Source organism: Rossellomorea sp. H136 (assembly GCF_056838065.1).
Genome location: NZ_CM166371.1, coordinates 2607880 through 2633588, shown reverse-complemented (window position 1 = coordinate 2633588; position 25709 = coordinate 2607880). Strand labels below are relative to the sequence as shown.

The window sequence follows — 25709 nt, the reverse complement described above, 5'->3', positions numbered from 1 at the left end:
TATAAACCTTATTATGGATAATATCAATCGACGATTGGTTCTATCCGTAATTGTCACTTTAGTTCTACCTAAGGTTCAAATATGTATAGAATAAGTTTTTAAAGGAGGAATTAATATTGGACCAAAGAATTGATTATTACAAGCTGGCACCAGAAGCAATTAAAATAATGATGGAAATGGAGAAGTATACGAAAACTACAGGTATAGACCGTAAACTTCGTGAACTTATAAAAATTAGGGCTTCTCAAATAAATGGTTGTGCGTATTGCATTAACATGCATACAACTGATGCTAGAAAAATGGGAGAAACGGAACAACGACTGTATTGTATTAGTGCTTGGAGAGAGTGCACATTTTACACTGAATCAGAAAAAATAGCTCTTGAGTTAACAGAGTACGTGACTTTGATCCCGACAAAGCGTGTGCCGGATGAGCTTTATCAACGAGTACGGAAACATTATGACGAGAGGCAATATATTGACCTTGTTCTAATAATTAATCAAATCAACAGCTGGAATAGAATTTCTATTGCGATGGGGAATATAGCAACTGAAAAATAATTATTCCTGAGTTTTGGGGCGTTGATATAGCAACCGGCAATCCCAATAACTTATCTCAGGAATTTTTTTTAGAATTTAACTTACCTATTAGTAAGTAAATATACTTTTAGAATTTCAAAACATGATTCGAATTTTAGTAATTATATTTTCGAAAGGGGGGATTACTAAAATTTAATATTATTTCTTTGCAAATATCTTTAAATAAATCTAATTCAATTTGCTCTTAAAAATATTTCGTGTATCAGCAGTAAAAGGGTTATGATGGTTAATCATTTATTATTTATTCCTGAACGAACGTTCAACGCCCATTCGGTAAGCAAAAGCAGTCACCAGTACGGCTAGAGTGTAAAATAATAATCCAATATGAATAGGGGAGTTCCAAAAATGATTAAAATGGAAAAGAAATTGTACACGGCTACTGTAAACGTTCAAGGTGGAAGAGATGGAAAAGCTGTTTCCAGCGATGAGAATCTTAATGTGGACTTGAGATATCCCAAGGAATTAGGAGGCAACGGAGCTGGAACAAATCCAGAGCAACTGTTCGCTGCAGGATTTGCCGCATGCTTCCAAGGTGCGATGGGCACTATTCTTAGAAAGAAAAATATTAAAGCAGAAGGTATAACAATTGATTCTCATGTTACGCTCGGCAAGGATGGGAACGACGGCTATGTACTGGCAATTACTATGGATATTACTATTAGAGGCTTAGAAACTAGCGTGGCTGAAGAAATCGTTGCAGAAGCTCATAAGGTTTGCCCTTATGCGAAAGCAACTCGTGGGAATATCGAAGTAATTGCGAACGTAGTTGGTTAATCAGGTCACAGAACATCACATTACGGGTGATTACGTTCTACCTTTGAATTCGCTATCATAAGACCAAAAAGTAAAAGGGCAAAGAGAATCTTGGCTAACTTTATATTAGGAACGGGCGCATATCTTTAACAAGTTATGCGCTCTATTTTAGTAAAACATTTATATCATTATCTATGGGAATTTTTCGAAATCAATGCTTGTGAATCTCACTAGATTTTGTTTGACCTTTTTTTATAAAATTATTCTTAAGCATTTTTATTATAAGAAGGAGTGGCAGATACACATAAACAAAACCAATTCCTACATTAGCAGTAAAATTGGTAAGATGATCAATACTTTTAAAATCTTTAAAGCTTATGGAAGCAATCATCTCTGCAATAAGTAAGAGTATTAAAGTCACTTTTGGAGGAATTGAAAAAGATCTTTTTACGATTCTTGTACATGCCCACATAGAAATACATATAGGGGATATTACCACTAACAACCATATAAATATGAATACATATTCGAATCTTTCCAAGAAGGAAAATTTAACAATTTTCACCATCATAAGAGTTGGCCAAGGTAAATGTCTTAATACGTCTTGATTGAAGTACAAGAATGAAATTAAAGTTATTATTAGATATACAATGATTGTATACAGATTCCCCAGATACGCCCATTTAGAAATCGTTTTATTATTTGATCCCCTAATGAAAGGAAAATACATCAGTATCCATTCGAAACCAAGAAAAAGCAGGGAATAAGCTTTAGAAGATACAAATAGCTCACTGAGGGAATGGCTGAAGGCTGGGAGTAAATAAATAATATTCGTATGTTTCATTGGGAAATATATTAAAAAGAAGAGAAAAGAAGGTAAAATAACTCCCCAAAAACTAAAGCCAGTTAAAGTACGGAATCCACTTGATATTACATAATAAAACGTAAGTCCGAATACTAAACAAAGTTGCCATGTATTTATTGTAGGGTACACCCAAATCTGTATTACCTCAATATAGGCGCGAAGAACCGTCAATGATGCCAACCAAAAATAAACCAATGCTAAGAGAGACAAAATGTTACCCATCGTTTGTCCAAAGCAATAGTGATGAACAGCTACTAAATCATTGGTCCCCCCACCTAGTAGCTTAAAAATGATAAAGAGTATTATATGGGTTGTTACACCAGTTATTATTACAGAAATCCAAGCATCCTGTTCAGCACCTTTAATTACTTGACTTTGAAAATTTAAAATGCCAATGCCGGTTTGTGAAGAGTGGATGAGAAAAAAAGTGAAAAAAGCCGAAACTTGAAAATTTTTTTTTACTTCTACGTTCACTATTTTCCCACCCCAGTTTGTCTGATTACAATTTTAGTACTTACATCATAGGTCATGTTAGGATAAATCCTATCGTAAAAACTCTGCTTAGAAAAATTTCTGTGATTGACTTTATACATTCTTCCTATACCTAAAGGATCTACCCCCTTTGATTGAAAATCTTTAAGAAGTATCTCAACGTCATTTGATATTGATTTTTGTAATGCGTTTTTAAAAAATTTAAGATCCTTTTCCTTTTCCAAGTTGATCCACTCAGGCATAGCATCGAGTTCTATATCTAAATTTAGGCTCACTTTTACTTGTTCCCTGAGATTCACCTTGACCTTATGTTTTCCATTGGTAGTTCTGACCCCAATATTAGCTTTATGGCCATTCATATTAAGGTTAAAACTGTATACCCCCCTTTTATTTCTATCCGTCATTAATTTTAATAGGAATGTTTCTTTATCTGAAATTCTTAGTACTAATTTATCACCTTTAAAGATTCCCATTCCATCTACTTTAATATTTCCTTTAGAATCAACTATAAGATTAGGTAAAGACATATCAATTCCACTTCCGAAATACTGGTCATACATCACATGGAGATCAGATTCGGGAATTCCTTCATTTTCAATACTTTTATCAATTAAATTCATTAAGAATAGCGGACTCTTATTCAGGGTTTTACTTAGTATTAGATCTGGAGACCCATTTGTAGTAACAATTCTTATAACACCAATTTTTGGATCTTTGCAGATGGTGTCTAATACGTCTGCTAAACCATCTCTGCTTAGTTTATCCCCAAATATCATTAACCTTACTTGACCTATTTCAAAGGGGAATTGAGACTGATGGCCAAGTTCTTCCTGTAGGCTAGATGGATTTTTAGCAACTGCAGTGATTAAAGCAGGATTTTTATTCTCGGCATAATTTGGATAGACAACACTTGCTTTTAACATATCTTCTTCTTTATCATATCCTACATTATGCATCAAAGAGACTTCATTTATAATATTGTGAGGTACACATCCAGCCAGGTTTAGAGATAAAGCAACAATAATAATTTTAACAAATGCGTTATTCGTCATTAATATCTTCCTTCTTTTTGTTTCCCTTTATTGGTGAATATTTAATTTTTTCTATAGGTCTCAAATAATCGGGCCTTTTGTTTAATTTATTATAAGGGGACCTTATAATACTATCCGCAAGACTATTACCACGAAACGGATGCAAAGGAACCATATAAGGAGTTTCAAACGATTTTAATCTAAACAAATGACAAAGTAACACAGCAAAACCAATCATAATACCTAACCCGCCTAGTAAGGATGACATAATGATAAAGGGAAATCTTAATATTCTAATTGTGTTGGACATAACCATAGTTGGTGTAGTGAAAGAAGCTAAGGCTGATAAAGCGACAATAATTAATAATATATTACTCGTCAGTGCTGCCATAACTGCGGCCTGTCCAATAACAATACCTCCAACAATACCCAACGTTTGTCCTACCTTAGTAGGCAATCGAGCTCCTGCCTCTCTTAATAATTCAATTGTCATTTCTAAAAAAAGAACTTCCAATAACGGTGGAAATGGAACATTTGCTCTGGACTCTATTAGCGGACCTAGTAAATCTGCGGGAATAACCTCATAGTGAAACGTCACAATCGCAACATAAATAGAGGAAGAAAAGATTGAAAAGATGATCGCAAATATTCGTGTGAAACGAAAGAATGACCCAATAATCCAGTTATAATAATAATCTTCCGAGGATAGAAAAAAATCGAGTAGGGTAGCAGGACCAGATATTGCGTATGGTGAACCATCACTAAATATAACTACTTGGCCCGAAGTGAGTGTATAAGTAAGTCTATCTAGCCTCTCCGTAGTCATGTAAAGTGGAAAAGGGGTACGAGAATTATCTTTAATTATTTGGTCTATTACAGAAGTATCCCAAATAATATCAAAATCTATTTTAGAGAGTCTGTTTTTTACTGTTTCTATATGTTTTTCATTTGTTATCCCATCTAAATAAACAATGGTAACTCTTGTTTTTGACATTGTGCCAAGTACCAATTCTTCAGTAGTTAATAAAGGAGATTTTATCTTAGTTCGAAGTAAAAGAATATTGGTATCAAGGCTTTCAACAAAGCCTAATTTTGGTCCGATTACATTAAACTCATTCTCAGTTTCATTAGATTCTCTAATCCCTTTAGATAAATTGCTTATGTTCACTAAAAGACAATCTTCAGAGGTATTTTCAAATTTAATTAGTACGTATCCTTGATAAATTTTTTCTTCGATTTCTTTTGCATCCTGAGTTCTAATTACATCTTCGAGAGGAAGGCTGTTTTTAAAATGAATAATATCTAGAGATGGGTCTATCTTTTTTTCACAATCATTAATATATGGAAGAAATACTCGTTCCATCGTCTTGTGATCAATAAGTGTAGTGAAGTATAGAATGTATATCTGGACTCCTGAAACATTTTTTTTAATCTCTTTAAAATCAGATGATTTTTTAGCTCTATTCACTATTTCAGTAGGTGTTTGACTTTCTGTAGAATTCTGATCATTTTTTTTCTTTATCATAAACAAATGGACTCCCTAATATGGACTTAATGTCTTAATGCTTATTATTATTACTATCTAAAATTGTATTCACTTTATCGTTTTTATTATTGATGTTGACAAAGTAGTATTGTCAGCATCATGTGGATTAGAGAAGTAAACGATAGATGGTTTAAAAAGTGGGAAGGGGATATTTAAGTTTCATTCTACTTGTTTGAGACATTGGGATTTTGGACAGCTTGTAGGGGGTGTAAGAGTATAATTATTAAGCTCAGCCTCGCCAAGCATATTTGTGTTTCTCATTTGATGCAAAAAAACAATTTCATTGGCTGTTCCTTCTCATTTTTGGTCAATGGTAGGATTGCCTTTCTTCACTGTTTTCAACGTCTTATCTCTCTGTTTCTGGATTGATCATTTCTTGCTTCTCAGTGGAGCGGCTTTAGCTCAGTTCATACCTTGGCCGAGTCAAAAAGTTACACGTATCCGATTGGGCACCCTGCTTCTTGGGATCGGGTCATGGGTTATTGTTTCTTCTGGTTTTACATCAAGTTTGTCATTACTCTGGACTGCCATTGTCATCCAGGCTATGGGCGGCGGATGGACTTTTCAAATTGCGTTACGATTTGCCGGACAGTTATCTGAACCAGAAGCGCGGCCACGAGTCATTTCGGCTTTTTATTTTTGCGCTTACTCAATTTTTCAAATTTGATCTTTTCGCTGATCGTGCTAAACTTTTTTGCGGCACTCATTGTTGTTTATGTGTTGATGTAATCCGTCAGATTTAATCGCGATTTTTCGGGAAGTTAGTGATTCGTCACTAGTGTGCCTAAAGCTACTTTATATGTGGAAATTAGAAAGAAACGTGCACAAACAACCTAGAATAATTGTTGCACATCATGAATGACTCAACTATCTTTTTACTATAATGAACTTCAAAAAGATCTATGCGAGAGCTGCTGAGGGCAGCTCTTTTTTATCTGACTCAAACTATGGGGTCCTTTAGAAAAAGTGCCTATTTTTACAGCTTTTCGCATTTCCCAATCTTCAACAATCGGGCACAATCACAATTTAGGGTGTCACAATGTCTTTCACATTTCATCCATTCGTGTTTCTACTTTTGTATAGTCGTAAGGCTTCTTCTATATTCCTTCTCGGTTGTGAAGGACGAACCGTGTGTTTACCTATCGATTTTGCTCTATCTCTGCCCTCAGTTGTTCAACTATTACTTATCATTTAGTTTTCATAATACAGATTATAAACAGCAAACAAGAGCAGTGAGAACTGCTCTTTTGATTGTGGAAGGTCTGATGTCAGCTGCTGTTGAATCACATAAGATGTTCCATTACAAATAAAGTTGTTTAATAACTCTGTTAAGGGATAAGAAAGGCAAATCGTTAGTAATAGTAAAAAGATAATTTCTTCTATGGACCGCTCATCCTTTATTATCCATTTATATTCTTGATTGATACGATCAAAAAAGTTGTATTGTTAACAATTCAGAATACTAATACTATTGTGTCTAGTAGTTTATAAATTTTAAAGGAGGGATTTTAATCAAGTTATAAACTATTTAGTAGATTTAACAAATTTAAAATTGTGAGGAGTTCAAACCATCTTGGCCAATAAGTATAGCGTTTATCATTTTCCATTAAGTTTACTAATATCTTTCATTCTCTTAATCAACCTTTTCGTCCCAATTAACACAATAGCACAAGGAAATCCCGAAGAGAGAAAGCCAGTGTCTATTGGTAAGAAAACTTTGGTTACCAATAAAGTAGATTCTAAACTAATCAAACAATTTAAGGATCAAAATCAGGTTACATTCATATTAAAGTTCCAAGAGCAAGTTGATACTTATCGGGTAGCGATCGAAGCAACAGAAAAAGCGAAGAAACAGAAACAAACAGCTGCAAGTACAAAACTACAGGTCCGTTCTGCCGTTGTTTCAACATTACGAAATACTGCGATGGAAAATCAAACGGAAGTAATGGACTATCTTGAGAAAGCAAAGGAGAAAGGGGAAGTGAAAAGCGTTCAATCCTTCTATGTTGTGAATGCGATAGCGGTGACAGCAACAAAAGATGTGATGGACAATTTGGCAGCATTTCCAGAGGTAGCAAAAATTCTTCCGAATGAAACGCGGCAAATAATCACACCGATCCAACCTAAAGTAAATACGACCAATCTAAATTCATCAACGGTTGAATGGGGAGTTGAAAAAGTCGGAGCCCCTCAAGTATGGGATATGGGAATCGATGGTGCAGGAATTGTGGTAGCAAGTATTGATACAGGTGTTCAGTGGGAACATCCTGCTTTAATGGAAAAATACCGTGGATACAATCCAGCGAATCCAAATCAGGCAGATCATCAATTAAACTGGTTTGATGCCGTCGGAGGAAAAGAAACACCGTATGATGATAATAAACATGGTACGCATACGGTTGGGACCATGGTTGGCTCAGAGCCTGATGGAAGTAACCAAATTGGTGTTGCACCAGGTGCAAAATGGATTGCGGTTAAAGCATTCGATAAAAAGGGTGGTCAGGATGTCGATTTGCTCGAAGCTGGAGAGTGGATATTGGCTCCGAAAGATGCTGAAGGTAATCCTCATCCCGAGTTAGCTCCAGATGTAGTAAACAACTCCTGGGGTGGTGGTCCTGGACTAGATGAATGGTATCGCCCTATGGTTCAAAATTGGCGGGCTGCCAATATCTTCCCTGTATTTGCAGCTGGCAATGCCGGTTCTAATGGGGAAGGATGGGTTTCCTCACCAGCGAACTATCCAGAATCTTTTGCGGTTGCGGCAACGGATGATCGCAATGCCTTAGCGTGGTTCTCTTCCCGTGGACCAGGGCCATATGAAGAAATGAAACCAGATGTTTCAGCACCAGGTGTCGATATCCGCTCAGCCGTACCTACGAATGATTATGAACTGATGAGTGGTACATCAATGGCATCACCTCATATTACAGGAGTCGTAGCGTTGTTAAAGCAAGCAAATGCATCCTTGACGATAGACCAAATAGAGGAAATTCTGACAAGTACATCCATACCATTGACAGACTCTGAATTTTCATCCTCACCTAATTATGGTTATGGGCATGGGTTTGTTAATGCTTATAACGCTATAAAAACATTAAATAAAGGAAATGGCATGGTTAAAGGTATTGTTGTCCATGACGGGAAAGACACAACCAACCCCACCTACCAGCATACCTCTATTGGTTTTGTATACGACCAGGAAGTATTGCCATTAACAGTGGAAGTACAAGATAACATCAGTGTAGATAAAGTAGAAATTCAGTATTTAGTTGATCAACAATGGAAGACTGTAAAAGCAACTAGAACTGCCGGAGACTTTAGAAACGGGACCTATCAAGCTGTAGTTCCAGGGTCGGATATAAGGAAAGGTACATTTATGTACAAATGGAATTTCGTTGATTATGGTCAAAATCAAGTAACTTCTTCCACATATGATGTAGAAGTTAAGCCTGCAATCACGATTGGTTATTTCCACGATTTAGAAACCGCTCTTGAAGGTTGGTATTCAGAAGGGGTGAATAACGATTGGGAATGGGGCAGCCCAGCAGCGGGACCTGGACAAGCTTATTCAGGACAAAACGTATATGGAACCAATTTAGAGGGTCCACATGCCCCAGATACGATTTCTTATCTCAATATGCCTCCTATCGACATACCTGAAAACGGTAATTCATACCTGCAGTATAAGCAGTGGTATGACTTTAGTCCAGATGGATTCGGTGGTTCAACCGATTTCGGTGCGGTCCTAATCTCTACCGACCGCCAAAACTGGGAAATAGTTACTAAAACGGAAGCTACTGAATTTGATGAGTTCGGACAACCTTCAAAGTACTATACAGATAATTGGGTTGATGCGGAAGTGGACCTTTCTGCTTACGCTGGAAAGCGGATTTATATCAGCTTCTATATGTATGCATATAAAACAAACCTTGAATCAGAAACTGAAATTTATGATGGCTGGTACTTGGATGACATAGTATTAACTGATAAACCTATTACGGAAGACAGGAAACAAGAAAATTTTAAGAAAAATACAACAAATGAAATCCATATCAAAAAGAAGTCTAAGAACAGTGAGTTAGCTTCAACTGCAACATTCGTTCAAGATACTTCTAGTCAGCCAAACGTCTTACCGATCGGTGCACAGGTAACTCTAGTAGATTCTGGATTCTCAGCTACAGCTAATCCAGCTGATGGAAGATTCTCTATGACACATAAGGCAGGGGAATTTACTCTTCGCGCTGAAGCCTATGGTTTTCATTCCAAAGACCAAGCTGTTTCGATTCCAAAAGACGGGACCGTCGAAGCAAACTTTAATCTTAAACCTTTAGGGAAAGGAACAGTAGAAGGGGTAGTCAAGGATCAAACGACAGGGAAACCAATATCAGATGCGATCATTTCTTTAGTAGAGGATGCCGCCGTTACACCTGTGAAAACGGATAGTAAAGGAAGATTTACGCTCACAGCCTATGAAGGTAACTATACGTTACATGTGTTCAATAAAGAATATGACTATAAAGAATACTTGATTACACTCCGGTCGAAAAAGAATACCAAACAGAATGTCGAATTGGAAAGGTTTATCGGGTTTCCTGGAGAAATCGCTTATGATGATGGAACATCAGAAGAGTCACGGTTTTTTTACGGTGCTAACAATGGCTTTGCGATTAGAATGTCATTGGAAGAAGGAGTCACGAAATCTTGGCTGACAGGTGGACTCTTTAAAGTTAATACTGAATTCCCTACTCTGGGATCAACTAGATTTCAAGTAGCAGTATATGATTCAACAGGTCTTAACGGAGCTCCTGGTAAAAGAATTGCGGGTCCATTTGAAGCTGATGCGCGGACTGATGGGGAGTGGACTCATGTTGATTTAACCGATAAAAACATTTTTGTCACTGGAGATTTCTATTTGGTCTATGTACAACCCTATGACTCTACTAGATCACCAAGTCTCTATAGTGATAAAAATAGCCCTATCCATGACAGGCTTTGGTTGCGGGTTAATGGAACCTGGGAGCATGTTACGACACCAGAAGAAGGAAACGTAATGATTCGCGCGGTCATGAACAATGCGATCTCAGCACCTGTCATTGAAACACCGCAGGATAATACGTATACGAATCAAGATAAGGTTCTAGTAAAGGGGACAGCGATCCCTGCAAGCACTGTTACGATTCAAAGTAATGGCAAAAATGTAGGATCCGGCACCAGCAAACAGGACGGTACCTTTAACATCTCGATTAAATTGAAGAATGGATTGAATACGTTAACCGCCACAACCATGACGAAAGAAGGAAGTACAGATCCATCTTCTCCAGTCAACATAATTTTAGATCAGAAGAATCCTAAGATAACTATCTACGATATTAAAGGTATGGTAGAAAAAGATCATGAGGTCACCGTTCGGGGCTTGGCAAAAGATGATTACTTAGATAACGTGCTTATTAATGGAAAAGAAGCAGAAGTGGATTCAAAAGGAGCTTTCCATCATCGAGTTGTAATGAAAAAAGGGGACAATTCAATTATCGTACTTGCGACTGATAGAGCAGGCAACACAGAGAGAAAAAAGCTTCACGTTCAAGTCAAATAGATTGTTGTGCAGTTTGAAGTTTATTAAGTCAAAGGGAAAGTTATAGTTTGATTTGGGACAGTTCACATATTTAAGGATAGGTGAACTGTCTCTTTAATTAGAAATCAGATTGTTAGTTTTAGACTGTTTGAACTTTTCTATTATCTACTTTACTATCAATGAAGTTCGTAAGCTCATTAAATCCTTGATATGGAATAAAAAGAATTTAATAGAAATTTTATAAAATATTTCGAATAGTATATTATATGTGTTTAACTTTAAAATGGATTTACAGATATCTAAGGGGTGTGTGGGGAATATTGGAATTGAGACAATTAGAACATTTTATGGCTCTTTGTGAAGAAATGCAATTTACAAAGACTGCTGAGAAACTAAGAATTGGGCAACCTACTTTAAGCTACCAAATGAAAGCCTTAGAAGACGAACTTGGTGTTCGTTTATTTGATCGTTTAGGGAAGAAAATAGCAATTACAGAAGCCGGAAAAATTCTCCTTGAACACTGCAAAAAGATATTCGCTAATTTAGAAAGTGCTAAAGAACAAATAGAAGAGCTTCAAAATGTCAAAAGAGGAAAACTAGTAATCGGAGTCTTGTCAGGTGATTTAAATCATATTGCATCCACAGTATTGTTAGAATTTCATTCCATATATCCAGATGTACAAATACAGATTTTCTCTTTAGATGATGTGGTTGAAAAGGTTATACAGAATGAAATTAATTTAGCCTTGACGCTTATGCCAGGAAAAGATGAAAGGTTAACAAATATTTCATTATACGAAGAAGAATTTTTCTTAGCTGTACCAAAGGATCATGTTTGGTCAGATAGAAATGCCATAGATTTTAAAGAGATTCAGCGCATACCCTTAATATTAAATCCTAAAGGTCACTGTTTTAGGCAATCACTTGATGCTGCGTGCAGTGCTGAAGGAATTCAAATCCAGCCAATTATTGAATCAACTGATTCAAAGTCAATATTGAATCTAGTTAAGAAAGGGATAGGGGCTACTATTATATCCAGTACACTTTTTTCTCTGGAAAATGAAGGGGTATTGAAGGCAATAAAGATTAAAAATCCAGCTATTATTAGGGAAGTCACCATTGTGCACCATAAACAAAAATACATTGGGACAGCCGCAAAAGGTTTTATTGAATTATTGATTTCACATGTGAATAGAAGCAATGTGGGTGTCTTTAATGAATTATTAAGTATTAAATAATGATAAATTGTAATACCTGTGAACTTTCAACTTGACACTTACCTATTAGTAAGTTAATATGTGGACATGGAAAACAGAAAAAAACAAATTATAGATTTAGCAATAAAGTTAGTACAACAAAAAGGGTATGTAGGATTTAGCTATGATGACATATCTAAACAACTAGGCGTGACCAAGGCAAGTATCCATTATCATTTTGAAAAAAAGGAGGACTTAGGGGTTGCCATTACCGAACGGATTACAAATAGATTGCAAAACTCTTTGTTGTCAATTAAAGATTCTTCGGTTTCAGCAGAAGAGAAGTTAAAACAATTCATTCAACAACAGGCTGAACGGTTCGAGTTTACTGAAATATGCCCGATTTCATCTTTGCAGACGGATTATGAATCTCTGCCATATATTGTTCAAAATAAAATTAAGGAAGTCAGTAAATTAGAACTATCAATTCTCAAAGAAATTGTTGCAGAGGCGCAAAATGAAAAAAGCGAAAATGATTCTGAAAACCTTCAGTTTTTAGCTGTAACTATATTATCCAGCATTAAGGGAGCATTATTATATCGACGTGTTCTAGGCGAGGATGTATTAGTCGATGTACTAAACCAGTTAAACCGTTTCTTAAGAAAATTATGAGAACGGTTTATTTTTAAAAAAAATCTTACCTTCTAGTAAGTAAGTAGTTCGAACTTAATTTTTACGATCTCCTTTAAGGTGCTTATCAGTATCTCTAATGAATTAAATGAAATTTTATTGAAAGATTAAAAAATAAAGATGAGAATTGCTTCTCATGTTAGGCTCGGAAAGGATGTGGACGAGGGATAAGTACTGGCAATTACAATGGACATCAATATTAATGGCGTAGCAACAAGGAAATCGTTGCGGAAGCTCATAAGGTTTGCCCTTATGCTAAAGCAACTCGTGGCAATATCGAAGTAATATCGAAAGTTATTGGTTAATTAGTGCACAAAGAGTATATAATAATCCAGTATTAAAAGGAGGAGAGTTCCAAAAATGATTAAAATTGAAAAGAAGTTGTACACAGCTACTGTAAACGTTCAAGGCGGAAGAGATGGTAAAGCGGTTTCCAGCGATGAGAATCTTAATGTGGATTTGAGATATCCCAAGGAATTAGGTGGTAACGGATCTGGAACCAATCCGGAGCAGTTGTTCGCTGCAGGATTTGCCGCATGCTTCGAAGGAGCGATGGGTACGGTTCTTAGAAAAAAGAATATCAAAGCAGAAGGCATAACAATTGCTTCTCATGTTACGCTCGGCAAGGATGCGGACGACGGCTATGTGCTAGCAATTACAATGGACATCACTATTAAAGGTGTAGAAACTAGCATGGCTGAGGAAATCGTTGCAGAAGCTCATAAGGTTTGCCCTTATGCTAAAGCAACTCGTGGCAATATCGAAGTAATATCGAACGTTGTTGGTTAATCAGCACACAGTTCGAGTATCGTCAGTATCTTACCAATAAGATGAAGTAATAAGCAAAATAGTTGATTAAGCGGGAAGGATAAAGTCTCTTTACACATTATGACACGATTGTGATTATGGCATGCTTGTCGGGAATACATGGGCTGTAACTTCTGCCTGGCTGCTCCGGCGGGATCGTTAGCACAGTCGTGTTTGTCATGATAAATAATCGATTTAGTGGCTGATAGTACAACAATTCTGAAGAGAGATATTTTAATTTCGCCTCAGGACCTTTCACCTCGACACTTACCTATTAGTAAGTTAATTTAAGGACATGGAAAATAGAAAAAACAAATTCTAGACTTAGCAAAATAAAATTGATACAACAAAAAAGAGTATGTGGCCTTTAGCTATGATGACATCTCTAAACAACTTGGAGTAACAAAGGATTGAGGAAGTCAGCAGACTGGAACTCACGGTAATGAAAGAAATAACAAGTGTTAAGGGAGCATTTATTATACAGACGTGTTCTTGGTGACGATGTATTAGCCGAAGTACTAAAGCAATTTAACCGTTTCTTAAAAAATCCATAAGAACGGTTTTTTTAAGCGTAAATTACCTTTTAGTAAGTAAGTTTAGTTTTGTGTTAGATGATTTATCGCGAGCATAAAGAATTGAATTCTTAGCCTATAACCTTGGTTTAAATTATTAATAGAAATTAAAATGTTAACTACTATTTATTAGTATTACTATTCACTTATATAAAATATTTTTGGAAAATTAATTATAGAAAGCTGGGGTTGTCGTAGTGAAAAGAATGCTATTGGTTTCTCTATTGATGTCAAGTGGGGCTACCTTTATAACTCCATTATTTCCTTTGTATAGTGAGACTTATCAACTGAACAGTTTGCAAATCACGATCCTGTTTGCCATTTATGCTGCTTTCCTTTTACCAACTTTATTTATTACTGGAGACAAAGGTAGCACTTGGGGATTAAAAAGGGTGGTTCGTATCAGCATATGGATATCCATCACATCTACCTTGTTTTTCCTGGGAAGCCAAAATGCCTGGATGCTCTATGTCGCGAGGTTATTGGAAGGAATCGCGTACGGAGCCTTTACAGGTACAGCTGTTGCTTTTCTAATGAAGCAAACTCCTCCAAATAAAGTAAGCGCAGCTCTCAAGTTATCAGGAGTCACGATTCTCGTTGGTTTTGGTCTGGGACCGGCTATCGCAGGTTTAATCTTGCAATATATACATCTTCAGCCACTCCGTTTGCCATTTTGGATTTTGCTCGTATTGCTCATCATCTCTTTAATTTTACTTGAAACAATTCCTAAAGATGTTGTTTCATTTGACCAAAAGCGAGTAAAAGCTAAGGTATCATTTGGTGTACCAAGCAATATTCGCTCTCAATTCTGGTCAATGGTCGGTTTGCCAATCTTCACAGTTTTCGCAATTCAAGGAATAGCATTTGCCCTTATCCCTAATTTCGTCAAAAATGTCATTCAAACGACTAACCTCTCCGTTTCTGGATTAATCATTTTCGTGCTTCTAAGTGGTGCTGCTTTTGCTCAGCTCATACCTTGGCCGAGTCATCCAGTTACACGTATCAGATTCGGCATCCTGCTACTTGCGATTGGGTCATGGGTTATTGTTTCTTCTGGTTTATCATCAAGTTTGCCATTACTCTGGACAGGCATTGTCATCCAGGCTATCGGCGGCGGATGGACTTTTCAAATCGCGTTACGATTTGCCGGACAGTTACCTAAACCAGAAGCGCGGCCACGAGTCATTTCGGCTTTTTATTTTTGCGCTTACTCTGGATTTATCGTTCCGGTTATTGGAGTCGGAGCTCTTACTCAATTTTTCAATTTGAACCTTTCTCTCATCGTGCTAAATTTGTTTGCGGCACTCATTGTTGTTTATGTATTGATTTATTCCGTCAAATTTAATCGTACTTTTTTGGGAAGTGAATGATTCTTCGCTCCAAATACCCAACAGCGGCTTCTATTTCTTGATCATTAAGCTTAGAAGCTCGAACTGTGGTAACAGTAGAGAGTAATGCAAATCAAGTTTCTACGAAAGTTAATTGAGATGTCCATAGTAAATGCTAGCACATAACCGTCTTTTGCATCTTTGCCGAGTGTGACATGGGAACGTTTGTATCTTCAACTTTAAGTCAGTGCGTTTATGTAGCCTTCAAGTGAGCCCAGGTAGTTGGGGTCATGGGGTTTTCGGATGTTGTATGATTTTTTGTAGAAATCGCTGGCAAATTTAAATTGTCCTTGTCTGAGCAGATGGTATGCGTAGTTATGGTGAATAAGTGCTCGTTGGTGCTCTAGTTCGTAGTCTTCTGCCATGTTGATTAATCTTTGGTATTCCTTGTTTTTCACATTGGAATCATCGGATTGTTCAAGTTGCAGCAACATGAGCATCTCTGAAATTAGTCGTTTTGTAAGTTTATTTTCGCCTGAAAATAAATAATATCGAGCGAGAATCAGGGTATAAGTCCGATAGAAATCCTGGATTTGCAATAAATGAATCCCATCCAATCGATTCTTTATGGAATCTGCTTTGGTCTCCAGCTTCTTAATGATTGATTCATGCCATTCTTTTCAGAAGTGAATCAAGACTCTTATAATTTTCTAGTTCCTTTTCCATATCAATACCTAATCGTTCACTTAATAAATGAATGGTTTCCTTTGAGACCTCAGTAAGTCCTCGTTCTATTTCGGATTGGGGTCTGACCCGAGTATCTTATTTCTTGATTAACAACGTCTGGCCTACCATAAAAAGATCACTACCTCAGGTTATTCATCGTCTTGATTGCATCAACGGAGGTATTAAACTTCCGTAACACGGACTACAGTGTATCCCCTGACTGAACGGTTTATATTATCGGAACAGTATTTCTGATACCCCAGTACGAATTATATAATGCATTCCAGGTTGCTCCATTAACAATCCCGTTCGCTGTCAATCCCACCGTCTTTTGAAAGGCTATTACAGCATTAGCTGTTTCGCTTTCAAAATGACCGTCCTGTGCCATATCGGGAACAGTGGGGTAAAACCCACTAATCGTACTTAAAATATATTGTAGTGTGATAACATCAACACCGATCGAGCCCATCTGAAGAACTGAACAGGGTGGGACCGTTCCTATGCCCAAGTTCGTACCTTCGCTTTCTAGACTGGCAAGCTTTGCTACGGCAACGTAAATATAAGAAATTTTAAACCAGGTTGCATTTCCAACAATACCATCTGAAGTTAAATTAAAAACACTTTGGAATTTCATGACCGCTGCCTTAGTACTATCTCCAAATATACCAGTTTCATCAGTAATACGTGGAATAGCAGGGTAGTTTTGCCTAATCCTGTTCAAATGGTTTTGTATGACCTGCACACCTAGTCCTGTGTTGCCTAATTGAAGATTAGTGCCTGGAAATCCTTCAACAATACCGGTAATGATATTGGTTTGCGATATTTCAATATCATCTGGATAGAAATAAAGCAATATCTGCATTGTTGACATGCCTTGATCGGCCAATGACACCGTACCCCATTGGGATAGTCCCTTGCAAGTTACGGTCGTACCATTGCAAAAAGCCGTGAAAAATGGCGCAATTTGGTCCTGTCTCCGAACGTATTGGTTATATATTTTATCTACAATTTGGTTAATTGATTCATAAATGGTACGCCCATATACAAAATTTTGGTCATAGGAGGTACTGTTTGTGATTTCAAAATTAAATCCACGGCTTCTGTACCATTGTGTAAACACCCTATTCAACGCAAATGTGATAATGGCATAAATATTTGCCTCTAGTGACGCTGATGGCCATGTTGAATAAATTTCGCTACTTGCAACATTTTTAACATAATCGATGAAGGGTACTTGTACGTTCAAAGCTTCTTCGCTAGGGGTACCAAGGTGTACAGTAATTGGATTTGGAATTATGACTTGTCGAAGTACACGAGGTTCAACGATTGGTCCTACTTGATTTCGGGGTTCTGTCATTTGGACCGCATGCTTTCCAATAATAAGCTTCTGCTTAATAGGAACGGTTTGGCCAGCTTGCATCGGAATCAATACTACAGGTTGAATAGCTTTCTCACCGTCAAAAATGTGAACGTAAGTAATATATAAGGAATTATAGCCTTCCTTTTTGGCCTCTAGAATATAATTAGAATATGGATTTCCTGTATAGTTTGGGTCCAATGTTAATTCTCTATCTACTGCTTCTAAGGCTACTTGTTTGGTTTCTCCACTCTGATCCGTAGTCATTCGGTAGAGTAGTATACCGTTTCGACTCTTGATCCTAATTCGTACACCTACTAATGGTAACGCATCATCAGCCGTACGAGAATGAACGGTTAAATAACCGACACCCATCCTTACTGACCCTCCTTTAAATCAAATTACAAAATTAGATAGACATATGAAAATATATGTCTGATCACCGAGTATGATTCTATAAATAATTATGACTCTAATTATGTTAGTTCTATTTACTTACGGGTAGGATGAGTGCTGTCTTAAGTGAAGGTTAGTTTCAAATAGATTTACCTTGCCGTAGAAGTGTGATTTATCGGGGAGATTAGTAACAAGCACAACTACTCGACCCCCATATTATGAATAATGGAGCGTCTCTAAATTTAAACAGTCTTAAACACTTTATTCGAGATGTTGTTGTTCTATACTTAATGTTGGTCTCTATAAACTCTAGATAGTAATTCAATGTGTTGTTCCATTAAAGGGTCATTTAATGTAACAAGGGATTGCCTAAATAATATACATTTGAAATAATCGGTATAAACTTAATGGTGAAATTCTCTTGAATAAGGCAAAGGGGAGTAAAGTTTTTGAAATCGATCATTTTAGCAATTTTAGGTTCAATTGTAGCGTGGTTATTAATAAGTATTTTCACAAAACACTATGACCCAACTTTACTTTAGAGTTTCATCTTAGGAATTTCATCTGGATACAGTATTGGAAAAAAGAAGTGAATAATTTGAAATAATTGGTTTTAAAGTAACAAACAACCACAAGTCAATTAGCATAGAGGAATTCTATTTGCATCTAAAGAAAGTGATAAAGTAACTAAATAGTTTAAACATACTAGCTTTAATTGGTTGTTGGGATGGTTTGCCTATAATGGATGTTCCATTATAGGCAATTTTGACAATTGATATATATTAAAGAAGGAATTAGTATTATCTTAAGAATTCGTTTTTTCATAATATTTATAATTTTATACAGATTGGGTTTTCTAGTTTGTGCCAGTCACGTTACACTTATTTCTACCTGGCACAGCGGGCAGAAGTTGTTCCATGCACAAAACCCCAACCTGCAAAGCTCACTAAAATAATCTTGGATACAAAGACCAAGGAGGAGAGAACATGACATTTACAAACCTTACAAAAGACATGACAATCCGTAATATTTGGGAAGCTAGAAAAAGAATTGATTCTATTGTATATAAAACCCCATTGATCAAATCTTCCATTCTATCAGAAATGGTCGGTCGTAATGTTTATTTAAAGCTTGAGAATGTTCATGAGGTTGGAGCATTTAAGGTAAGGGGGGCTGCAAATAAAATACTGAGCTTGAGTGAAGAGGAAAAAAGGCGAGGAGTTGCAACGTATTCAACAGGAAACCATGGAATGGCTGTCGCCTATGTAGCCAAAAAGCTTGGAATTGATGCGGTTGTCTGTATTTCGAATCGAGTGCCAAAAGCAAAAGTGGATTCATTAAAAAGGCTGGGAGCTCAAATTGAGACCGTTGGTGATAGTCAAGATGATGCAGGAGTACGTTGTTATGAGTTGGAGAGGGAGAAGGGAATAACAGTAATTGAGCCATTCGATGATCCACATGTCATTGCGGGGCAAGGAACGATTGGCTTGGAATTGTTGGAAGATCTCCCCAATCTGACAGATGTTATCGTTCCGCTTTCAGGTGGAGGACTCCTTTCTGGAATTGGCTTGGCATTGAAATCAAATGATCGGGATTTGAGAGTAACAGGCGTTTCAATGGAACACTCTGCTGTTATGTACGAAAGTTTGAAAGCTGGTAAACCAGTAAAGCTGGAGGAAAGCGAAACCCTTGCGGATAGTTTACTAGGTGGAATCGGACTGGATAATCAATACACATTCAATATGGTTCAACAATATATGGATGATGTAGTACTTATTCCAGAAGAAGAGATTGCATATAGTATGGCATATATGATGGATAAACACCGAATCATAATGGAAGGTGCAGCTGCAACAGGAATTGCAGCCGTTTTAGGGAAGAAAATCCCTCATCAAGATGGTGATATTGCAGTGATTATAAGCGGGCACAATGTGGATCTTTCTATACTGCATTCATTAATACAAAACTATACTTTTGAGCATAAAGAGTGACATTATGACAAGTGGCGTCGGTATTGATCACGTAAAGATTGAAATCGATTTCTTGGGATATAAGGAAGTACCGAGGGAAGTATATTATGGAATTCAAACATTACGAGTTCTGGGGCCTCTCTTTTTGAAAGATGGATCTAACAAACTATTTTGTAATATTAAATCAGTAGTTTCTATAGTATCAGAATTAATATTATAAGAGAGAAAATAATAGGATTAAGCTATTTTTTTAAATTCTTTACTCTTTAAGGCCAGGGAGGGACAACATGGTATTAACAATAGAGGATATTTTAAATTACGAGATTATGAAAAATGCTAAGATTATAACAGGGAAAGAACTTGTGAACGAACGGTTTGTTCAATGGATATCCGTGATGGAGATGCCGGTAGAAAATTTTGTTCGTAAAGATGAGGTTGTATTAACAACAGCGATTGGATGCAACAATGATGTGGAAGTATTAAAAACGTTTGTACAAGATATTATAGACTCTGAAGCAGCAGCGCTTATGATCGCATTAGGAAGATATATTTTCGATATTCCAAGTGAAGTCGTTGAATTAGCTAAAAAGCATGATTTCGTGATTATTGTTATCCCATGGGAAATACGTTTTGCAAGTATTATTGAAGAAGTAATGATGGAAATCAATGATAATCAGTACAAAGAACGGGAGAAGTCAGAGAAAGTTCAGCAGGAGCTTTTGAAATTAATTTTAAAAGAAACCGACCTTAGCCATATCTCGAAATTTATTCAACGACATATTGGCTGTTCAATCATTATTACTGACCGAACGGGATCTATCCAAGAAAAAAACTGCCATACACAATCATTTTTAAACAAATGGAAGAGTTACATTCTAGAGGGAATCCTTCCATTGCGAAAACAATCAACTATAGAAACCCGTGATCCAATGTATCAGAAGTTTCAAATGATTAAGGTAGGCGATCAGACCATACTACAGATTCCAGTGTTACAAGTTGTAGGCGACGCCCAGGGTTTTATATTTGTTGTTTTACCTTCTAACACAACAGTAGACTCCTATTTAACTGAGTTCCGTGTGAACGTGTTGGAGCACGCGGCAACAACAATAGCACTTTGGCTCTCAAGGAAAAATGCCATTGAGGAGACGAAAGTGCGTCTTCGCAGTGATTTTGTCCAGGAGCTTGCCAAAGGAGAATTTATTTCTTGTGATCAGGCAAATTCACGAGCAAAATTACTTAGATATAATATAAAACTTCCCTACGTTTGTATTGTAGGACTTCCTGAAAACCTTGAGGAGATATTCCTTAAACGAAAACAAGATTATGAATCCTATGAGCATTGGCAAAAAAGCATGATTCTTTATATTGAGGAAGAGGTTTTTTACGCAGCACAATCCCTTAAAAGAGAAGTAATGCTGACATACCAAAGAGAACAGCTCCTTATATTTCTTGAAATTCCTTGCAAAAATGAAAATGAAAACGCTCTACACTTCTTAGACCTAGTAGAACGCCGTTTAGGAAATTTGCTTCCTGAAGTTGTCCTTTCGTGGGGTATTGGCAATTATTGTGAAGGTGTGGAGGGATTTGCAGAAAGTTATCAACATGCAAACGCTGCGTTAACGATTGGAAGACGGAAAAAAGGATCAGGGCATCGTATGATGTACGAGAACACGCGCGTGGATCGCGTACTATTGAATTTTACCCAAAATAAGGATATGAAAGAAATCATCAAGTCCACGATTGAACCACTTGTTCACTATGATGAGCAGCGAAATATGGATTTAATCGGAACATTTATGGCGTATAACCAATTCCATGGAAATGTAAGCCAAACAGCAAGATCCTTGAATTTACATAGACAATCTTTGTTATATCGACTGAGAAAAATTGAATCATTGACAGGACTGTCACTTATTGACCCGGATGATTTATTTTTACTGGATTTAAGCATTAGAACATGGAAAATGGGAGTATCTGAAAAGAGTCCACAACGATAATTCGAAAGGCTAGCTATGGAACAGTATTAACCTGAACCACAGCTGTAAGAGTGCTACAGGTAAACGATTAGAGTGAGTCAAAATAGACCGCCATAAAAATCCGGTAGATCAAGGATTTTTATGGCGGTTTATTATATTTTGAATCGCATAGGACTTTGCGGTTGTTGCAGGCACAAAACCAAAACGCTTGATCCCCCTTTCATCCAATTCCCTCCTTTTTTGATAATTTGACTACAAACTTATTTGAATCTTCATACAATTTTGCGGATGATTGCTTTTTCCCTTTGCAACTATAATAAACTTACAGATTAAGTATTAAGAAAATTCTAATGAGTTGAACTAGGAGGGAATGTTCCCATGTCATTTGGAACAGCAGAGTATAAAGAGAGAATTCGCAAAACAAAGGAGAGAATGGCAGAAAAAGGGATTGAGGTATTGCTTATTACAGATCCGGCCAATATGAACTATTTATCTGGTTATAATGGTTGGTCCTTCTATGTACATCAAATGTTAGTGATTATTAATGATGAAGAGCAACCGATTTGGATTGGAAGAGGACAGGATGCAAACGGAGCGAAAGTAACGACATGGCTATATCATGAAAACATTATTCCGTACCCTGATGATTATGTACAATCAGATACGAAACATCCAATGGACTTTGTGGCAGATATCCTAAAACAAATCGGCCAAGAGAGACGCTCCATTGGTGTAGAAATGGAAAACTATTATTTTACTGCGAAGTGTTATGAACAGCTGAAAAAAGGGTTGCCAAATGCTTCATTCAGGGATGCTACAATTCTTGTAAACTGGGTTCGCATTGTGAAATCTGATACTGAGATTGAGTATATGAAACGGGCTGCTGTCATCGTAGAAAAAGCGATGATGGATGGAATTGGATTGATTAATGAAGGTGTCCGTGAATGTGATGTTGCTGCGAAAATATTCCATACTCAAATTACGGGAACTGATGAATTCGGCGGCGATTATCCAGCAATCATGCCATTACTTCCATCTGGAGAGAAAACATCTACTCCGCATCTAACATGGACGGATGAGCGTTACAAACACGGTGATACGGTCATCTTAGAATTGGCCGGATGTTATAAGCGTTACCATTCACCACTTGCAAGAACAGTGAATATCGGTCAACCATCAAGTGAAATAAAAGCGCTTTCAGATACAGTTGTCGAAGGGTTAAATGCTTGTCTTGACATGATTAAGCCAGGTATTGCTTGTGAAGAAGTGGAAGAAACATGGAGTAAAACAATCGAGAAAAGCGGCATTATAAAAGAATCGCGACTAGGCTATGCAATGGGGCTGAACTATCCTCCTGATTGGGGGGAGCATACAGCAAGTATCCGTAAAGGAGACAAAACGATTCTCCAGCCGAATATGACTTTTCATCTAATTCCTGGTATTTGGTTAGATCAATATGGATTTGAAGCCAGTGAATCAATACGAGTTACAGAAACGGGTTGTGAAACATTCGCAAAACTTCCAAGACAATTGTTCATTAAAGATGGACTCCTTGCAAAAAACTAGACAAATTTAAAGGAGGTGAAGCAGAACCGTGCTTATTTTTACAGAACAAGAACTTAAAAACTATGTGCCCTTAAATCAAGATACAATTACCGTTGTGGAAGAAGGGTTTACGAAACTAGCAAACCAGGAAGTAGAAATGCCACCGATTATGCGTGTAGATGTTCACGATCAGAATGGCGAGGTAGATGTAAAAACAGCATATGTAAAAGGTAAAGACATGTTTGCGATAAAGGTTTCTTCCGGCTTCTTTAACAACTTTAAACTTGGTCTTCCAAGCGGGAATGGGCTAATGATGTTGATTAGTACACAAACAGGTATTCCTCAGTCTCTTCTTCTAGATAATGGCTATTTAACTGAGGTTAGAACTGCAGCAGCAGGAGCTATTGCAGCTAAATATCTATCACGAGAAAACAGTGAAACAGTTGGTGTGATTGGAGCAGGAAGTCAAGCGAGATTCCAGGTAAGAGCGTTAAAACTAGTACGTGACTTCAAAAAGATACTTATATATACTCGTTCAATGGATCGCGCAAAACAATACGCAGAAGATATGTCTGCAGAAATTGGCGTTGAAGTCCAAGTGGTGGACAGTGCGGAACAAGTCGTTCGGAAAAGTGATTTGATCGTAACGACAACGCCAGCAAAAGAGCCAGTAATAAAAGCAGAATGGCTTCATCCTGGGCTTCATATTACTGCAATGGGTTCAGATGCCGAACATAAGCAAGAGTTGGAACCGGAAGTGTTGGTTCGAGCGGATAAGCTAGTGTGTGACACGATTCCGCAATGTGCTAGATTGGGAGAATTGCATCACGCCCTTGAAAGTGGCATATTAACAAACAATTCGTCCATTATCGAACTTGGTCAATTAACTTCAAAAAGACTGAGTGGGCGTGACAATGAAGAACAAATTACTGTTTGTGACTTAACTGGAACAGGTGTTCAAGATACAGCAATTGCGTTGTTTGGATACAACGAAATGGTCAAACGAAATTTAGGGCTAAAAGTTGAGAACAAAACATTATCATTGAAAAACTAATTGAGGAGGGGTCATATGTCATACGAAAAAATTAAAGAAGGTACGAAATCAGTATGGGCAGGAGAAAAGGAATATTTAGTACATGGTGCAACACAGGTGCCGGTCGTTCTTAGCGTGGCGTACAATTATGATGATATGGATGAGTGGTATGATGTAGCGATTGGAAAAAAGAAGGGTCATATTTATGGACGTAACACAAACCCGACTGTTCAGGCATTTGAAGATAAAGTAAAAATTTTAGAAGGTGCTGATGCAGCAACAAGCTTTTCAACAGGGATGGCTGCAATCAGCAATACACTGGCAACATTTTTATTTCCTGGTGATCGCATTGTATCCATAAAAGATACTTACGGCGGCACGAACAAAATCTTTACAGAATTCCTTCCTCGCCAGCAAATCGAGGTGGCTCTTTGTGAGACAGGGAATCATGAGGCGATTGAAGCAGAAGTAGAAAAAGGCTGCAAAATTTTATACTTGGAAACACCAACAAATCCTACAGTTAAGATTACAGACATCGAGCGCATGGCAAGAGCTGGTCATGATGCAGGTGCTCTAGTCATCGTGGACAATACGTTCGGGACACCAATTAATCAAAACCCACTTTCACTAGGGGTAGACTTAGTGATTCATAGTGCAACGAAATTCCTTGGAGGTCATGCAGATGCATTGGGCGGCGTGGTGTGCGGTTCACATGAACTTGTAGAAAAAATTTATCACTACCGTGAAATCAATGGTGCGACAATGGATCCAATGGCTGCTTACTTAACATTGCGGGGAATGAAAACACTTCACCTTCGCGTTCGTGAGCAAAGTGCTAATGCAATAGCACTTGCGAAATTTTTACAATCAAAAGAGCTAGTTGAAGGCGTTTACTATCCAGGTCTTGAAACACATCCAAATCATGATATTGCAAAAAAACAAATGAAAAATTTTGGAGGAATGCTTAGTTTTGCAGTGAAAGGCGGTGTAGATACAGTAAGAGAACTACTTCCTAAATTACAATTCGCAAACCGTGCTGCGAATCTTGGTGCTGTCGAAACAACAGTAGGACCTGCCCGTACTACAAGCCATGTTGAATGTACACCACAGGAGCGTGCGGCAATGGGAATTCCTGAAGGACTTATTCGCGTATCTTGCGGAATTGAAGATATTGAAGATATTATTGCCGACTTTGAGCAAGCATTTAATCATGTAGACAGTGTTTTGCAAGTTAATAACTAGTTTTCTATGAGGT

At 37.2% G+C, this 25709-nt stretch carries 17 protein-coding genes; 12 read left to right on the top strand and 5 right to left on the bottom strand.

Annotated features, from left to right (window positions below; genetic code table 11):
• Positions 1–116: 116 nt before the first annotated feature.
• Complete coding sequence (locus ACYH0O_RS13250) at positions 117–560, top strand: carboxymuconolactone decarboxylase family protein (protein WP_482629094.1); 444 nt, start codon at positions 117–119, stop codon at positions 558–560.
• A gap of 384 nt (positions 561–944) precedes the next feature.
• A complete protein-coding gene (locus ACYH0O_RS13245; RefSeq protein WP_149155907.1) occupies positions 945–1373 on the top strand; it encodes an organic hydroperoxide resistance protein in 429 nt (142 codons plus the stop codon).
• Between the two features lie 190 nt (positions 1374–1563).
• Here the strand turns inward: ACYH0O_RS13245 and ACYH0O_RS13240 are convergent, their stop codons facing one another.
• From ACYH0O_RS13240 to ACYH0O_RS13230, 3 genes are read right to left on the bottom strand one after another with little or no spacing between them, the layout of a single operon-like run.
• Positions 1564–2691 carry a GerAB/ArcD/ProY family transporter gene (locus ACYH0O_RS13240; RefSeq protein WP_482629093.1) on the bottom strand — a complete coding sequence of 376 codons (1128 nt, stop codon included), beginning with the start codon at positions 2689–2691 and terminating at the stop codon, positions 1564–1566.
• Positions 2691–3761 carry a Ger(x)C family spore germination protein gene (locus ACYH0O_RS13235; RefSeq protein WP_482629092.1) on the bottom strand — a complete coding sequence of 357 codons (1071 nt, stop codon included), beginning with the start codon at positions 3759–3761 and terminating at the stop codon, positions 2691–2693. The genes ACYH0O_RS13240 and ACYH0O_RS13235 overlap by 1 nt, the downstream gene beginning before the upstream one ends.
• Positions 3751–5265, bottom strand: coding sequence for a spore germination protein (locus tag ACYH0O_RS13230; protein ID WP_482629091.1), 1515 nt, complete (start codon positions 5263–5265; stop codon positions 3751–3753). Before ACYH0O_RS13230 ends, ACYH0O_RS13235 begins: the two co-directional genes overlap by 11 nt.
• 1717 nt (positions 5266–6982) lie before the next feature.
• Between ACYH0O_RS13230 and ACYH0O_RS13225 the strand changes: the two genes are divergently transcribed.
• The 5 genes from ACYH0O_RS13225 to ACYH0O_RS13205 all read left to right on the top strand — a co-directional run bounded on the left by ACYH0O_RS13225 (position 6983) and on the right by ACYH0O_RS13205 (position 15493).
• The gene (locus tag ACYH0O_RS13225) at positions 6983–10879 is read left to right on the top strand and encodes a S8 family serine peptidase (RefSeq protein ID WP_482629090.1); all 3897 of its coding nucleotides are present in this window, start codon (positions 6983–6985) and stop codon (positions 10877–10879) included.
• Between the two features lie 305 nt (positions 10880–11184).
• Positions 11185–12096, top strand: coding sequence for a LysR family transcriptional regulator (locus tag ACYH0O_RS13220; RefSeq protein ID WP_482629089.1), 912 nt, complete (start codon positions 11185–11187; stop codon positions 12094–12096).
• Positions 12097–12162: 66 nt separating this feature from the next.
• Positions 12163–12726 (top strand): TetR/AcrR family transcriptional regulator, encoded by a 564-nt coding sequence (locus tag ACYH0O_RS13215; protein ID WP_482629088.1) that lies wholly within the window; start codon positions 12163–12165, stop codon positions 12724–12726.
• A gap of 378 nt (positions 12727–13104) precedes the next feature.
• Positions 13105–13533 carry an organic hydroperoxide resistance protein gene (locus tag ACYH0O_RS13210; protein WP_482629087.1) on the top strand — a complete coding sequence of 143 codons (429 nt, stop codon included), beginning with the start codon at positions 13105–13107 and terminating at the stop codon, positions 13531–13533.
• Positions 13534–14329: 796 nt separating this feature from the next.
• Positions 14330–15493 carry an MFS transporter gene (locus tag ACYH0O_RS13205; protein WP_482632566.1) on the top strand — a complete coding sequence of 388 codons (1164 nt, stop codon included), beginning with the start codon at positions 14330–14332 and terminating at the stop codon, positions 15491–15493.
• Between the two features lie 197 nt (positions 15494–15690).
• Here the strand turns inward: ACYH0O_RS13205 and ACYH0O_RS13200 are convergent, their stop codons facing one another.
• Together ACYH0O_RS13200 and ACYH0O_RS13195 are read right to left on the bottom strand one after the other, a co-directional pair.
• Positions 15691–16050, bottom strand: coding sequence for a hypothetical protein (locus ACYH0O_RS13200; RefSeq protein ID WP_482629086.1), 360 nt, complete (start codon positions 16048–16050; stop codon positions 15691–15693).
• 356 nt (positions 16051–16406) lie between these two features.
• On the bottom strand, positions 16407–17909 hold the full coding sequence (locus ACYH0O_RS13195; protein ID WP_482629085.1) for a peptidoglycan-binding protein: 1503 nt from the start codon (positions 17907–17909) through the stop codon (positions 16407–16409).
• A 1007-nt stretch (positions 17910–18916) separates the two neighbouring features.
• Between ACYH0O_RS13195 and eutB the strand changes: the two genes are divergently transcribed.
• From eutB to ACYH0O_RS13170, 5 genes are all read left to right on the top strand, one after another.
• Positions 18917–19921 (top strand): hydroxyectoine utilization dehydratase EutB, encoded by a 1005-nt coding sequence (eutB, locus tag ACYH0O_RS13190; RefSeq protein WP_482629084.1) that lies wholly within the window; start codon positions 18917–18919, stop codon positions 19919–19921.
• Between the two features lie 266 nt (positions 19922–20187).
• On the top strand, positions 20188–21897 hold the full coding sequence (locus tag ACYH0O_RS13185) for a PucR family transcriptional regulator (RefSeq protein WP_482629083.1): 1710 nt from the start codon (positions 20188–20190) through the stop codon (positions 21895–21897).
• Between the two features lie 357 nt (positions 21898–22254).
• Positions 22255–23442: a M24 family metallopeptidase gene (locus ACYH0O_RS13180; protein ID WP_482629082.1), complete on the top strand. Its 1188-nt coding sequence runs from the start codon at positions 22255–22257 to the stop codon at positions 23440–23442.
• A gap of 28 nt (positions 23443–23470) precedes the next feature.
• Entirely contained in the window at positions 23471–24475 is a 1005-nt protein-coding gene (locus ACYH0O_RS13175; protein ID WP_482629081.1) for a cyclodeaminase, read from the top strand.
• Between the two features lie 15 nt (positions 24476–24490).
• The gene (locus ACYH0O_RS13170; protein WP_482629080.1) at positions 24491–25696 is read left to right on the top strand and encodes a cystathionine gamma-synthase family protein; all 1206 of its coding nucleotides are present in this window, start codon (positions 24491–24493) and stop codon (positions 25694–25696) included.
• Positions 25697–25709: the final 13 nt, after the last annotated feature.

Bases quoted from the DNA above. Each gene is read 5' to 3' on its own strand.
- ACYH0O_RS13195 (WP_482629085.1), bottom strand. From the start codon at position 17,909: ATGGGTGTCGGTTATTTAACCGTTCATTCTCGTACGGCTGATGATGCG.
- ACYH0O_RS13180 (WP_482629082.1), top strand. From the start codon at position 22,255: ATGTCATTTGGAACAGCAGAGTATAAAGAGAGAATTCGCAAAACAAAG.
- ACYH0O_RS13170 (WP_482629080.1), top strand. From the start codon at position 24,491: ATGTCATACGAAAAAATTAAAGAAGGTACGAAATCAGTATGGGCAGGA.
- eutB (WP_482629084.1), top strand. From the start codon at position 18,917: ATGACATTTACAAACCTTACAAAAGACATGACAATCCGTAATATTTGG.
- ACYH0O_RS13245 (WP_149155907.1), top strand. From the start codon at position 945: ATGATTAAAATGGAAAAGAAATTGTACACGGCTACTGTAAACGTTCAA.
- ACYH0O_RS13210 (WP_482629087.1), top strand. From the start codon at position 13,105: ATGATTAAAATTGAAAAGAAGTTGTACACAGCTACTGTAAACGTTCAA.
- ACYH0O_RS13215 (WP_482629088.1), top strand. From the start codon at position 12,163: ATGGAAAACAGAAAAAAACAAATTATAGATTTAGCAATAAAGTTAGTA.
- ACYH0O_RS13235 (WP_482629092.1), bottom strand. From the start codon at position 3,761: ATGACGAATAACGCATTTGTTAAAATTATTATTGTTGCTTTATCTCTA.
- ACYH0O_RS13230 (WP_482629091.1), bottom strand. From the start codon at position 5,265: ATGATAAAGAAAAAAAATGATCAGAATTCTACAGAAAGTCAAACACCT.
- ACYH0O_RS13185 (WP_482629083.1), top strand. From the start codon at position 20,188: ATGGTATTAACAATAGAGGATATTTTAAATTACGAGATTATGAAAAAT.
- ACYH0O_RS13205 (WP_482632566.1), top strand. From the start codon at position 14,330: ATGCTATTGGTTTCTCTATTGATGTCAAGTGGGGCTACCTTTATAACT.